Source organism: Methylobacterium sp. NMS14P (genome assembly GCF_028583545.1).
Taxonomy (GTDB): domain Bacteria; phylum Pseudomonadota; class Alphaproteobacteria; order Rhizobiales; family Beijerinckiaceae; genus Methylobacterium.
The window spans coordinates 2,912,801-2,925,774 of record NZ_CP087106.1; the positions used below are offsets into that span (position 1 = coordinate 2,912,801).

Below are 12,974 nucleotides of genomic sequence, written 5' to 3' on the forward strand. Positions count from 1 at the left end.
ACCCGTAACCCCCTTCGAAGGACACCCAACCCCGATGCGCACCTTCCGTCAGATGCTCGCCGCGATGATCATCGCCATCCTGTCCGCACCCAAGTACGTCCTCGAAGCAGGGCGTTGGGTCCTGAAGAGCGTTCTCGCGCCCCCCATGCCGCAGGGCGGGGAGATGGAACAGGCGATGGACGCCGTCCGCGCCGCGGCCGCCCCGCCGGAGGCTCCCTCGACGCCCGCGCCGGACACCGTCCAGGCTGCGGACACCGTCCGGAAGGCCTCCCTCGCTGCGGCGGCGGACGCCGTCCGGGAGTGGGGTCGCCTCGCCCGAGCGTACGCGGTCTCCCGGTTGACCGCTGAGCCGGAGCCGGACCTCCGGGCGCTCGATGAGGCCGCCGAATCGTGGCTCCGGTCGCTCTCCGACCAGGAGTGCCAGCGCCTCCTCGATTTCGGCGTTCAGCGCGTCTCGGACCATATGCTGGGCGCGCACCCCATCCCCGGTCTCAGCCGGTGCCAGCAGTACCCCTCGTGGGCACCGGCGGTCGTCCTGGCCGACGTCCCCGGTGACGAGCGCTACGATGCCGTGAAGGCCGACCTCGCCCGGGACCCCGCGAGCGTCCCCGGCTATCGCGTCGCCGCCTGACGCCAGCGTCTCCGGAACGGACAAGGCCCGCCTCCTCATCGAGGGCGGGCCTTTTCTTTGCCTGCGCGCTGCTGCGTCAGCCTGCCGCGCTCAATCTGCGTGAGAACCCTTGTGGCTTGCCGCGTGCACACTTTGTCATGCGCACACGTGCTGACGGTGTGCGCACGCGTGCTGACGTTAGGCCGCGCGGCGAGCGGCGGCGGCCTTCCCGAGGCGAACCAGCCGGCCCTCGGCTTCGAGGGCGCGCGACCGTATGCGGGCGAGCTCGTCCCGGAGCTTCGCGTTCTCGGCACGGAGGGAGGCGGCCTCGGCGCGGACGCGGGCGACCTCGGCCTGGGCTGCGACGAGGGCCTGGCGCTGGCGCTCGACGGCGAACACCGCCCGCTGAGCGGCCGTGGCATTCCGGAGCGCCTGCTCCTCGTCGAGCTCGGCCTGCAGGGCGCGCCGGTCCTGGATGAAGGAAGCCGCGACACCGGCGAGGCCCATGCCGACCCGGTCGAGATCCGTGGCGATGTGGTGGGCTTTCGTCATGGCGGCCTCTCAGTGCGGATGAGGGCCACGATCCCAGACGAGGGACTCAGCGTCGAGGCGCCGTCAAGAGTTATCCCTGGGCGGCGCGGGAAACGGACGCCGCCGCAGGGCATTCGTCGTCAGTACAGTTAGCGCCCCGTTACTTGGGTGGACTGTAACGAAAAGTCCGGACGCCGGTGTCCGCGCCTTAGCCCAGCTTCAAGCGTCGCATCACGAGTTGCGTCGCCATAGCCTTAGACACCCCCTTCTCGTGGACGAGGGCGTTCAGGGCGTCGCGGAGGATGGGCGTGAGATGGATGCGGACGGGGTCCGTTGAGCGCCGGCGGACGATGATCTCGGCCGCGCCGCCCTTCACGAGGCTCTCGACGAGGGCGTTGAGAAGGATGGTGTCGACGACGCGAGGGTCGGGCATGCCGGCCTCGCGGCGGGCGGCCCGGTCGCGCCGCTTGCGCTCGGCGTCCGACAGGACGGGCTCGGGCGGAGCGGCCGGCGCAGGGTCCGGCGTTGGGAAGAAGTCGTGTACCGGGGTCGGGAAGGTGGAGATCTCGTCGTCGTACATGAAGGCCTCCTGGGTTGGTGGAGGCATGTTCCGCCTGGGCGTCGAAATGGACAACGCCGGACGGTGTCTGACGGACGGTGTCCTGGTCTCGGGCCGCGGGACGGCGTCCTTGGCCAACGTAGGACGACAAAAAATATTGTCCTTGAAGCTAACGAGAGCGAACAGCCCTGGGCGAGGTCGGCATGCATCAGGGTCCGATGAACTCGACCTGATCCGGAGGTAGCGAGCGCCACCAGGCGTCGGATGCTCGGAAAGCATCGTAAGCTAATCGCAGGACGGTTTCCGGCTGACGGTGGGAAGGCGCGATCCCACCGCGGGCCTCGTTGCGGGCGAGGAGCATCTCCCAAGAAAGGTCGAACACCTTCCACTCGACCGAGAGACTGCATCGCTCGATGACCTCAAGCTCGGCCTCGAACACCTCGCGGGTCAGGTGGGTGTCGGCCATCACCACGCTGAACCCTGCCGCCAGGGCCGCATCCAGAGCGGCGACCTTCACGTTATGAAGGAGCCCGCGCGCCTCGTCGTCCCAACCTTTCCGGCGCACCTGCCAGTAGACGTGACGGTCCGGCGGCCAGAATGTCTGGCGCAGGTCGTCGAGGGTGAGGTGCACCCAGCCCTGCAGCGGGTCGTAGCGGCGCGCGTAGGTAGTCTTGCCGGCGCCGGGGCATCCGATCAGCCCGATCACCCTCTGCCGGCGCGGGTATCTCTCATCGTCCATGAAGAGCGGGATTAGGCATGGTGGGCGACATCCTCGTCCTCATCGATCTCGGGGTCGGCCTCGACGGTGTCACCACGGAGATAGCGTGCTTGGACCTCGGCGACGCGGCGAGCGGCCTGGGCGTGGCGGTTGGACACAAGGCTGTCCGGCCCGAGCCCCCAGCCGCGCTTAGCCGCGAGCAAATCAGGATCACCCCACCGGTCGAGGAGGGTCTGGAAGGCGTCGTGCCGGGCCACGTCGAAGGCGATCCTCTGGCCCATCATGTCCTTGTAGGGGTGAGCCGGATGAATGCCGGCACAGGGAACCCAGCCTGGCAGAATCGGGGTGGTTGCCGCATGAGTGCGGCCGCCGCGCAGGAGCTTGGGCAGGACGTGCGTGTGAGGTCCCTCCGGGCTGGTGCCGCCAGGGCCCGGGATCGGGGCATAGACCTCGATGCGGCCGACCCGGGCGATGAACACCCGGTGGGGGCTCAGCGCGACGAGTTGGCGACCGATGGGGCTCGCAGGGTCGAACAGCGGCAGTCCGACGCCGGACCGCAGACAGGCGATGGCCTCCGGGTCGCTCGTGCGCACGCAGGCATCGACCGCCAGAAGGCCGAGGCCCAGATCGAACAGGATAGCGTCGCGGTCCCGTTCGCGGGCGGCGTCCCGGTCCGGGCCGAGTTCCGTAACCACGCCGCGCCGGTTCATCCCGCAGTTCGCCTCAGGCAGGCAAAGGGCGACGGCGTGGTTCCAGCCGGTCGCGATGGCGGTCTCGTAGGCCACCGGACGCAGGTCGGGACTGGGAGCGAGCGCGATGGCGCCCCGCTCCGTCGCCAGACCCATGCGCCCGTCCGGCAGCGGCGACACCGCCTCGTCGGGATCGCGCATGAACTCGGCGATGGCCCCGAAGCTGCCGAGGCTCCAGGCGGTGCCGGGGTCGGCTAGTGCGTCCCGCAGCAGGGTCGTGACCGCGTCAGCCCGTGGTGGTGACGTCATCGCGTTCCTCCGTCTGAGCCCCGGACCGCGCCCAGGGCAGGATGTATCGGGTTCCGTCCGAAGCCCAGCCCCGCTCGGCCCTGACCCCGAACGCCTCGGTCAGTATGACGTCGGTCAGGGCCTCCTCCGGGGTGCCGTCCGCGACGAGGCGGCCACCGGCCAGCACGACGATGCGGTCGCAGAACCGGGCCGCGAGCGTTAGGTCGTGGAGCACTGCGACGACGCCGGTGCCGTCCCGGGAGACGCCCCGCAGAAGCGCCATCGCGTCGAGTTGGTGTGCGGGGTCGAGGGCCGTGACCGGTTCGTCAACGAGAAGCCACGGCGCCGCGACCGCGAGCGCCCGGGCGAGCAACGCGCGCATGCGCTCTCCCGAGGAAAGGGTCGGCTCGGCTCGGGCTGCGAGATGGGCGATGTCTGTCCGCGCCATAGCCCGCGCCACCGCAATCTCGTCGGCCTCGGCCAGGGATGCGAACGCACGACGGTGCGGCAGCCGGCCGAGCGCCACAATCTCACGAACCGTCATCGGCCAGCCGACGCCGGTCCCCTGGAACAGGGCGGCGATGCGGCGGGCACGCTCCTCGCGGGCCAAGCCGGACAACGAACGGCCGTCGAGGGTGACCTGACCCTGCGTCGGGACAATGAGCCCCGCCAGAACACGAAGGAGTGTGGTCTTGCCGGCTCCGTTTGGGCCAACCAGCCCGACGAAGCGGCCGGGCTCCAGGGTGAGACCGATGTCTGAGAGGATGGTCCGTCCATCCAGCGTCACCTGGGTGTCGTGCAGGCCGAAGCTCATGCCCGCCTCCCGCGGCTGCGCAGGAGCAGCACGATCAGGAATGGCGCCCCGACCAGAGCGGTCACCACGCCGAGCTTGAGTTCCGGCCGGGTGGCGAGCAGGCGCACGCCGATATCCGCCGCGAGGACCAGGACCGCCCCCGCGAGGCCGCTCGGCAGCAGGCACGCGCCGGGGCGAGCACCAACAAGGGGCCGCATCAGATTCGGCACGACGAGGCCGACGAAGCCGATAGCACCCGAAACCGCGACCCCGCTGCCGACAGCCAGGGCCGCACCGGTGACGAGACGCAGGCGCACGGACACCAAGCCGACCCCGAGGCTCGCGGCGGTGTCCTCGCCAAGCGTCAGGGCGTCGAGGGCGGAGCCTGTCGACAGCATGAGAGCCCAGCCGACAGCCATCAGCGGAAGGCACAGGAGCACGTGGTCCAGACTACGGTCGCTGAGAGAGCCCATCAGCCAGAACACGATCTCCAGGGCCGCGTAGGGGTTCGGCGAGAGGTTCAGTGCCAGCGCGGTCAGTGCCCCGGCCAAGCTCGACAGCCCGACTCCCGCGAGGATCAGCCCGAGGGTACTGCTGCCGCGGGCGGCGAGCGCGTTGAGGAGAAGCGCGGCCACGCCGGCGCCCGCGATGCCGCCGAGCGGTAGGGCAAGGCTCACGGTAGCGGCGAAGCCACCATAGAACACGACCACCGCGCCAAGCGCCGCCGCGGAGGAGATGCCGAGGATGCCCGGGTCCGCGAGCGGGTTGCGCAGGTAGCCCTGCAGCGCTGCGCCGGTCAGGCCGAGGCTGAAGCCAACCAGCACTCCGAGCAGGGCGCGCGGGATGCGAAGCTCCCACAGGACCAGGGCCGGAAGCGTCGTGCGACCGGTAACGAGGTCCGCGAAGGCGGCGGGCACGTCGAAGGGTGCGTAGCCGATGGCGATGGAGGCGAGCGTCAGCGCGAGGGTGGTGAGCCCCAAGACGGCGATGACGGTTCGCCGGGCGCGCGGCGTTCCGAGGCGACGGGAGTCCGTTGGACGGAGCGAGGTGACCGGCGCATTCATGGCCGAGGTGCCTGCGTATTCACTGCGTCGGCGAGGCGCGCCACCACCTCCGCGACCTGCGGCCCCGGACAGGTCCAGAAACGGTTCGGGATGTCGACCGTCCGGTGTGCCCGCGCGAGAGCCCGAAAGACCGGATGGTGCAGGAGTGTGTCGGCGAGCGAAGGCGAGCCCGGTGCGCCCTCGTCGACGACGATCAGGTCCGGGTTCGCCAGCGCCGCCGCTTCGAGGGGCACCTGCCCGAAACGGTCACGCCCGATTTCGGCCGAGACGTTGACGAGGCCGGCGGCGCGGATCAGCGCGTCCCCGAGCCCGCCGGGTGCCACCGTGAAGGCGTTCGGGCGCATCACCAGGGCGCGGAGAGGCCGCCTAGCCGGCACGATGGCGGCAAGACGCGCATCAAGCGTCGCCACCATCGCCTCGCCCCGTTCGGGATGGCCGAGCGCCGCCGCGACCTGCCGGATCTGCGCGCGGACGCCGTCGAGGTCGGCCGGCACGCCGAGTTCGAGCACGGGGGCGCCGACGCGTTTGAGCATGCCCACCGTGGAGCGTGTCGTGAAGGCACCGGCGATGACGAGATCGGGCTTCAGGGCCACGACCTCCTCGGTGAGCCCCCGCGTCACCGGCAGCCCGACCGCCTCGGTCGCGACCGTCGACCCGCGCGGGTCGCGGGCGAGGTAGGTGACGGCCAGAACCTGGTCACGGTCGGCCAGCCGCAGGACGAGCTCGTCGGCGCACAGGTTCATCGAGACTACCCGCACGGGTGCCGCCGCCGCGCCCATGGGTACGGCGGACATCATGGCCGCGAAGGTGATCACGAGGCGCGAAGGCATCGGCGACCTCAGAACGACGTCACGCGGACGCCGCCGTAGACGGCGAGCCCCGGACCCTGGAAGCCGGTCGGGTTCTGGTAGCGCTGGTCGAACAGGTTATCGATCCGCCCGAACACCGTCAGGGTCTCGCTCCAGGCGTAGTTGACCGAGAGGTTCACCAGCGTGAAGCCGGGGGCCTTCAGGCGGGGTACGGAAAAGTCCCGATTGCCGTCCACGAACGACCCCAACACGATTAGCGTGCCGGTCATGGTCAAGCCCGGCATCAGGTTCCAGATCGCGGTCGCGCTGACCTTGTTGCGTGGCCGACGCAGCAGCTCTTGGTGGGCGATCTCGTCCTTCGTCACCGTGGTGGTCCAGTCCAGCCGCCCGCTCCAGAACTCGTTGAAGCGCAGGGCTACGAAGCTCTCGGTGCCAAAGGCGGTCGCACGGCCGACGTTCACGTTGGTGGAGAAGGTCGGGTAGTAGGCCGTCTGGATCAGGTTCTTGAAGTCGGTCTGATAGTAGATCGCACCCACGGTCATGAAGCCGTCGAACAGCGGCTGCTCGAAGCCGCCGTCGAACCCGAAGCTTTCCTCCGGCCGTAGGTTCGGGTTCCCGAAGAAGCGGAAGCCCGGATAGTCCTGATAGAGCTGGCTCAGGGTCGGCGGCTTGAAGCCGGTGCCGACGCTGCCCTTCAGGCGGGTCTCGGTGCCGGGCACGATGTAGCTCGGCGCCACCCGGAAGGTGGTCGCGCCGCCGAACTGGTCGTTCGCGTCGTGGCGGATGTTGGCGACCAGCGCGGCTCCCGCGAAGGGTGTCGTCTGAAGCTCGGCGAAGCCGGCGGTGTTGCCGTTGGATCGGTCGATGCCGGTCGTCTCGAAGCGCTCGTCCTCGCGCTGTGCCCCGAACAGGACGAGGTTGCCGGGTGAGACCTGCCAGTCGCCGCGGTAATCGAACCGGGTCCGCTCCCCGAGGTAGGTGGTGGGCGTCGGCGGCGCGAGCGGGTCGAGCGGGCCGGCGAACAGGCGGTCGAACTTCGAGTAGTTCGCCCCGAAGACGTTGTGGAAGCCGGGCACCGGCGTCCACTCGGCCTCGCCCCTCATGATCAGTTGCTGCTGGTCGTTGAGGTTCCGGTAGGGCAGTGGCACGTACGGGAAGCCGCCGTCGGCCTGGTCGAGATAGGTGCTGTCGGAGAAGCGCAGCACGTAGTTGAGGCGGAACTCGTCGGTGAGTTGCGCCCCGAGCTTGGTCGAGACCGTCTTGATGTCGGTGAAGGCGGTCCGCAACGGCACCCCGCGAGGCAGCAATTCGAACGGCGTGACCTGGACGGCGGATTGCCGGATGTGGCCGACCGACACCGAGTAGTCGAAGATGCCCTCCGAGCCGGAGATGTTGCCGAACTGGTTGAACGTGCCGAACGAGCCGCCCTCGACGGTCGCCGTCGCCCGGGCCGGTCCCTCGCCGCGCTTGGTCACGACGGAGATGACGCCGCCGATGGCGTCTGCGCCATAGAGGCCGCTCTGGGGCCCGCGCAGGATCTCGATCCGCGAGAGGTCGTAGGTCTGCAACTGGCTGAAGTCGAAGGCACGGTTCGGGGTCGACGGGTCGTTGACGTCGATGCCGTCGATCTGGACCTTCACGTGGTTCGAGTTGGTGCCGCGGATGAAGACCGAGGTCTGGCCGCCGGCGCCGCCGGTCTGCACGACGTTGAGGCCGGGCACCTGCTGGAGGGCATCCGGCACCGTCCGGCGCTGCTGCTCCTGAAGCAGGCGGTCGGTGAGCACGGTGACACTTGATCCTGTGTTGGCAATCGGCGTCGGCACGCCCGTGGCCGAGACCGAGATCTCGGACAGGGAGACCGACGCCTGTGCGCCTCCCTGGGCATCGGCGAACGGCGCGGCGACCTGCTGCGCGAGGGCGGGAATGGAGACGAGCAGCGCGGATGCGGCGCATGACAGCGCCAAGCTACGCCGAAGCGCGGAGGGAACGGAACAGGACACGGGACGGCCTCGGGGGACGGCTGTGGCACGTCACCGCGAACGAGGCCTCGGCGGTCGCGTCCTCCAAGGAACCACGCCGCCGCGACACCTCCCAGGACACCCCGCCCGGCAAGCTCCGCGTGTGACCACGGCTGACGGCAGGTCTCCTGGCTCGCGGGTCGTCGCCCTCTCATCGTCTTCCCGGGCGAGGCCGCCCAGTGACGTCGTGATGAAGGACTCGCCGCTTACAGTTGCGGGGGCAGCCGCGGCATCGGTCGAGCCCTCACGGGCGTGGCCTCACCGCGTTCCCTTTTGATCCCCGAGGGGAACCGTCCCGCTCAAGCTAGGCTGCGATGCGTCCATCCGTCAACGCATGGAAACACGTTGTTCAGATGTGTGGCGTCCGGGACGGGTCGCTCGTTGCCGCGATATCGCCTAGCCGACAATACCAAGAACTAGGGTCGGTAGGCTTTAGACGTCCTAGGTCGAGATCGGATCCCGCTCTCGAAGCGCCAATTCTCGACGCAGCTGCTCCTTCACGGCATCTCGTACGGCCGGGCTCCGAAGCTTGCGATGAAGGCTTTCCTTCGTATGGCCCTCGAACGGCCGCTCGGCCTGCCAGCGGCGGCGCGTCATTCCGATGATGGACTCTATCAGCATATCCCAGCCTGCTTTCCTATCGCAGGCTGTTACCCTCGCTCGCCGCGGCGTGGCCAGACCGGGCGGGACATCCCGGTCATTCCGACGGGCATGCCTGCTCTGGCTTCACGGCCGACGTGGGGCAACCGTCCTTCGCGCTGTCCGTTGACGGGCATTGCTGGAATGGAGGCGGCTAATGAAATCCCGGACCCTTGCCCCGATCGCCTTGGCCATGGCCATGTGCTTGGCAGGCCCTGCCATCGCCAAGAGCGACAAGCCCGGGGCCGACTGGATGCCCGCCGAGCAGGTCAAGCAGAAGCTGATGGATGCGGGCTACTCCAGCATCACCGAACTGGAGGCTGACGACGGCCACTGGGAAGGCGAGGGCATGAAGAACGGCGTGAAGATGGAGTTCCACGTCGATCCCAAGACGGGCGCCATCACCAAGGAAAAGCCCGATAAGGACTGATGGGCAAGGCCGGGCAATTCGCCACCGCTGAGGTCGGCGGCGGCAAGAAGGGAAAGCGCACGGCGTATCTGGTTGCCGTGCGCCGGAAGCGCGAGGCGATACGCGTTTACGCCGTGGTCGCGACCTCGGCTGAGGCCGCGCTTGCGCACGTGGACGTACTGACCGAGGACGGCATGGAGACCGAGGTTGTCGGTGCCCTCTCGCGGGACCTGACACGGAGCCTGGGTCTCAAGCCGGGCGAGATGCGGCTCGTCTGACGAGCCAGCCCCCGGCCCTACCACCCGGTACTCAGTACAGCCGCCAGGCTCCAGCCTGCTTCTTGGCCTTCTTCAAGTGGCGCAGGCCTCTGATCGCGCGGACGAGCTTCTTGGCCTGACGCTTCTCGCAGGTCTCGATGACGGGCCGACCGGCGACCTTGACCATGAAGTGCCCTTCGGCCGCCTTCTCCTTGGTGACGTAGTGCATGGTCGGTCTCCTGTCGTTCGGGGCTCGGACGTCGAGCGGCCTGTCTCCGGGGTAAGTGCATGCGGCGACGAAGGGCGCGCGGACGCCCGGGGTGCCTGGAATCGCAGATGGACACGTGGGCTGACCTCGCAACCCGGCTCCCGCCTTCGTGATCCTGACCGAAGCGGCGTTCGTCTTAACGACCGGAGACTCCCTGGGCCGCGATTTCCGCGGTCGCCCGGTCGAGATCCCGTTTGAAGCGAGGGTCGCGGAACAGCACCTCCGCGATGGCGGGCGCAGCGATCTTCCCGGCTTCGAGGTCGGATGGGAAATGGGTGCCGGCAATCATCCGGTTCTCCCCGTAGGAGGCCGCGAACGCGAACAGCGCCTGACGTTTCCTGGGCACGAGGCGCGACAGCACTGTGGCCGCGAGATACCCGAACGTGGCGTGGCCGCTCGGGTAGGACGTGCTGTCGGAGCGATGCCCGAACGTGGCGAGGTCCGGCTTCACCGTGTAGGGCCGCGGCCGGGCGATGGCGGCCTTGGCCGCCAGCACGGCGAGTTCGCCGTCTTGGAACACATGCTCGATAAGCGCCGCGGTGTCCGGCATCGTCTCCGTGGTGAAGGTCGGTCCGAGAACCCCGGTGAAGCGGTCGAGGGTGCACGGCAGGTTCGCGGTGATGCGGCGCTCGTCGTCGGGCGTACGAGCGCGGACGGCAGTTTCCACGGCCTGCATGTCCACCTTGGCCGCTTCCGTGCCGGCCTCAGGCGGGGGCGGCAGGACGCGCTGGAGCGTCATCGCCGCCGGGTCGATGTAGGTGCTGTGCAGCGTCCCGGCGGCGGCGGGCAGGGCGAGGGACAGGAGCACGGCCAGCGTCGCGGTGAACCGCTTACGCCCCCCAATGGCCACCAGATGTTTCACCGTCCCACCTCATGCATTGCCGGGTCGCAACGCCCGCAGCCACGCCGCCGGGCCGACCCAACGCTTCCCGGGGGCGGTCTCCGGCAGCAGCACCACGAGCACCCCCAGCGCGACCGCCGCGACGGCAGCGCACGCGAGATAGGCCGCATCGAACCCCGCCTGCTGGACCAAGGTTCCGGCGATGACGAATGACAGGGAAGCGCCCGCGCCCTGCACCGTCCCGATCAGGCCGTGGGCGGCGTTGTAGCGGCCGGTCCCGCGGGTGATGTCGGCCATCACCAGGGGCTTCACCGCACTGAGCAGCCCGGCACCGACGCCGTCGAGGCACTGGACCGCGATCAGCCAGTACGGGTCGCGCCAGACGAGGTAGAGCAGGGCCCGGGCGGGCAGCGCGGCGAAGCCGATCACGAGGAGGGGCTTGCGGCCCCAGCGCTCGGCCCGGCGGCCGACGATGAGCCCCATCGGCACCATCACCGTCTGCGCTCCGACGATGCAGACGGAGACGATGACCGACGACCAGTCAGGGCGCGCTTGCCCGATCTCCTGCGCGACGAGGGTCAGCAGCGGCGCGTTGGCGAAATGGAAAAGCCCCACGCAGGCCGCGAAGATCATGAGCGGCCGGCAGGTCAGCAGGGTCCGCCACCCGGCCGGGGCTTGCTCCCCGTCGTCCTCGCCGCCGCCGCGGGCCCGGCGCGCATCGATTGCACCCCGCGGGATGGAGTAGAGCGCCGCGGCCGAGACGATGGCGGAGGCCGGGACCAGGAGGAAGACCGCCCGGTCCGGGAACAGCCAGCCGACCAGCCCGATCAGAATGGCGATGGCGACGTTCCCGGTCCGCTCCAGCGCGGCGTTGCGGCCGAAGCGCCGGGCGAGCTTGTCGGCCGTGAATAGGCCGAGCGTGAGCGTCGCGATGGCCGGGCTCAGCATGCCCCCAACGGCGGCCAGCACACAGGAGGCTGCGAGCACGGGCCAGAATTGCGGGAAGAGCGCGACGAGGAGCGTGGCAAGAGAGAGCGCGACCAAGGCGCCGAGCAGGATCACGCGCTTGTCGCGCACCGCATCGATGGCTGTCCCGATGGGCGTCTGCGCCACGATGCCGACGATGCCCGACACCGTGCCGACAAGCCCGACCGAGGCGTCGTCCCAACCGCGATGCACGTAGAGGTAGACGTTGAGGTAGGGCTTGATCGCCCCGTTCACATCGATCAGCAGGAAATTCAGGAGGTCGAGAGGTCTAAAGATGGGCTTCCGCACCTGAGCGGCAGGCTGCCCGTCGTCCTCGCCGCTGTCCTGCTCCACGTGGTCGGCTTCCCTTTCCAGCTCACCTAGGGCGTCGCCGAACCAAACCGAATGAGGGAGCCACCCGTGGGCATGAACGACTTGCGGCCATGCTCGACCCAGTAATCACGGGCGGGTCGCTAGCCGTATGACCGCTCGGGGTGGTTTTCCGCCGGTCAGCTTTCGAGGAGCAATCGGTGGAAGCGGACATCGCCTCCGTGCCGGTTCACGATCCTTCTCGGACGTTCAGAACGTCGGCTTTAAGGTTGCCCGCCCGCGGAATTTCAGCGCGACGCCAAGCTGCCGGAGGTCCTTGCCGTCCTTGTAACCGCATCAGAGAACGCCGCGGTCAAGCGTTCAACAGGTCTGTCCTGACGTTCCAGAAGCACAACCTGCCGCGTGAGTTGCGGCTCGCCGAACATCAGGCAGGTCAGATCAAGGTTCGCGCGAGCGTCGTCGGAGAGCGGGATGACCGCGACTCCCAACCCCTTCTCGACCATCTTCAGGATCACCTCTTGGCTATCCAGAACCATCTCGTCCTGCACCTCCAGCCGCATGCGCCGCAACTCCCGGTCGATCACCCGACCGGCCCAAGCTTGGCTGTCGAAGCGAATGAAGGGCAGCGCCGTCAGGAGTTCACGCAGGCTTCGATCCTCGTGACCAGGAGGCGCGACGAGCCAGAAGTGATCCTCATAGAGCGACCGCCAGATCAGGTTCTGTGGGTGCGGACGGACAGGCTCCGTCGTGACTGCTGCGTCTAGTTCCCCAGCCGCGACCTGTAGGGCAAGTCCGACTGACATCCCGGCGGTCACCTGAACGCGAACACGGGGGTGGGATCGATTGAGCGCAGCCAGTGCGTCTGGCACGACGCCGGACAGCGCGGTGTGAATGACCCCCAGCTTGAGGCGTCCGGCGAGGGACTGCTCGTCGCTCAATGCCGATGCGATCTGGTCGTAGAGCGCCAGAACTTCAGCCGACTTCTCCAGCACGATTTGGCCTGCCGGAGTTAGCCGCGGCAACCGGCGAGAACGATCGAAAAGCTGCGCGCCGAACTCCTTCTCCAGCGCCCTGATCTGCAAGCTCACAGCGGACTGCGTCAGCCCAACAACCTCCCCGGCACGAGCGAACGACCCGTGTCGGGCGATGGCGTGCAGGGTCCGCAGGGCACGAAGCGACATGGCG

The 12,974-nt window shown here is 68.7% G+C and carries 15 protein-coding genes and 1 riboswitch; of the genes, 3 read left to right on the forward strand and 12 right to left on the reverse strand.

The genetic code is table 11. From position 1 onward, the window contains the following. The first annotated feature begins 34 nt into the window (after window positions 1-34). Window positions 35-631 (forward strand): hypothetical protein, encoded by a 597-nt coding sequence (locus tag LOK46_RS14010; protein WP_273564322.1) that lies wholly within the window; start codon window positions 35-37, stop codon window positions 629-631. A gap of 177 nt (window positions 632-808) precedes the next feature. Here the strand turns inward: LOK46_RS14010 and LOK46_RS14015 are convergent, their stop codons facing one another. The 8 genes from LOK46_RS14015 to LOK46_RS14050 all read right to left on the reverse strand — a co-directional run bounded on the left by LOK46_RS14015 (window position 809) and on the right by LOK46_RS14050 (window position 8,061). Further along, on the reverse strand, window positions 809-1,162 hold the full coding sequence (locus LOK46_RS14015) for a response regulator receiver protein (protein ID WP_273564323.1): 354 nt from the start codon (window positions 1,160-1,162) through the stop codon (window positions 809-811). Between the two features lie 187 nt (window positions 1,163-1,349). Next, window positions 1,350-1,721: a hypothetical protein gene (locus LOK46_RS14020; protein ID WP_273564324.1), complete on the reverse strand. Its 372-nt coding sequence runs from the start codon at window positions 1,719-1,721 to the stop codon at window positions 1,350-1,352. Window positions 1,722-1,908: 187 nt separating this feature from the next. Further along, window positions 1,909-2,439: an AAA family ATPase gene (locus LOK46_RS14025; RefSeq protein ID WP_273564325.1), complete on the reverse strand. Its 531-nt coding sequence runs from the start codon at window positions 2,437-2,439 to the stop codon at window positions 1,909-1,911. An 11-nt stretch (window positions 2,440-2,450) separates the two neighbouring features. Beyond that, window positions 2,451-3,416 carry a DUF6925 family protein gene (locus tag LOK46_RS14030; protein WP_273564326.1) on the reverse strand — a complete coding sequence of 322 codons (966 nt, stop codon included), beginning with the start codon at window positions 3,414-3,416 and terminating at the stop codon, window positions 2,451-2,453. Beyond that, complete coding sequence (locus LOK46_RS14035) at window positions 3,394-4,209, reverse strand: ABC transporter ATP-binding protein (RefSeq protein ID WP_273564327.1); 816 nt, start codon at window positions 4,207-4,209, stop codon at window positions 3,394-3,396. Before LOK46_RS14035 ends, LOK46_RS14030 begins: the two co-directional genes overlap by 23 nt. After that, a complete protein-coding gene (locus LOK46_RS14040) occupies window positions 4,206-5,252 on the reverse strand; it encodes a FecCD family ABC transporter permease (RefSeq protein WP_273564328.1) in 1,047 nt (348 codons plus the stop codon). Before LOK46_RS14040 ends, LOK46_RS14035 begins: the two co-directional genes overlap by 4 nt. Continuing rightward, window positions 5,249-6,082, reverse strand: coding sequence for an ABC transporter substrate-binding protein (locus tag LOK46_RS14045; protein ID WP_273564329.1), 834 nt, complete (start codon window positions 6,080-6,082; stop codon window positions 5,249-5,251). The genes LOK46_RS14040 and LOK46_RS14045 overlap by 4 nt, the downstream gene beginning before the upstream one ends. An 8-nt stretch (window positions 6,083-6,090) precedes the next feature. After that, window positions 6,091-8,061 carry a TonB-dependent receptor plug domain-containing protein gene (locus tag LOK46_RS14050; RefSeq protein WP_273564330.1) on the reverse strand — a complete coding sequence of 657 codons (1,971 nt, stop codon included), beginning with the start codon at window positions 8,059-8,061 and terminating at the stop codon, window positions 6,091-6,093. Window positions 8,062-8,180: 119 nt separating this feature from the next. Next, window positions 8,181-8,389, reverse strand: a riboswitch (cobalamin riboswitch). Between the two features lie 486 nt (window positions 8,390-8,875). Here LOK46_RS14050 and LOK46_RS14055 point away from each other — a divergent pair. Then, a complete protein-coding gene (locus LOK46_RS14055; RefSeq protein ID WP_443192887.1) occupies window positions 8,876-9,148 on the forward strand; it encodes a PepSY domain-containing protein in 273 nt (90 codons plus the stop codon). Continuing rightward, complete coding sequence (locus tag LOK46_RS14060) at window positions 9,148-9,405, forward strand: hypothetical protein (RefSeq protein WP_273564331.1); 258 nt, start codon at window positions 9,148-9,150, stop codon at window positions 9,403-9,405. The genes LOK46_RS14055 and LOK46_RS14060 overlap by 1 nt, the downstream gene beginning before the upstream one ends. A gap of 31 nt (window positions 9,406-9,436) precedes the next feature. Here the strand turns inward: LOK46_RS14060 and LOK46_RS14065 are convergent, their stop codons facing one another. The 4 genes from LOK46_RS14065 to LOK46_RS14080 all read right to left on the reverse strand — a co-directional run bounded on the left by LOK46_RS14065 (window position 9,437) and on the right by LOK46_RS14080 (window position 12,970). Next, on the reverse strand, window positions 9,437-9,613 hold the full coding sequence (locus LOK46_RS14065) for a hypothetical protein (protein ID WP_273564332.1): 177 nt from the start codon (window positions 9,611-9,613) through the stop codon (window positions 9,437-9,439). 175 nt (window positions 9,614-9,788) lie between these two features. Further along, window positions 9,789-10,514 (reverse strand): phosphatase PAP2 family protein, encoded by a 726-nt coding sequence (locus LOK46_RS14070; protein WP_273564333.1) that lies wholly within the window; start codon window positions 10,512-10,514, stop codon window positions 9,789-9,791. Between the two features lie 9 nt (window positions 10,515-10,523). Then, a complete protein-coding gene (locus LOK46_RS14075) occupies window positions 10,524-11,813 on the reverse strand; it encodes an MFS transporter (RefSeq protein ID WP_273564334.1) in 1,290 nt (429 codons plus the stop codon). Between the two features lie 263 nt (window positions 11,814-12,076). Beyond that, window positions 12,077-12,970 (reverse strand): LysR family transcriptional regulator, encoded by an 894-nt coding sequence (locus tag LOK46_RS14080; protein ID WP_273564335.1) that lies wholly within the window; start codon window positions 12,968-12,970, stop codon window positions 12,077-12,079. Window positions 12,971-12,974: the final 4 nt, after the last annotated feature.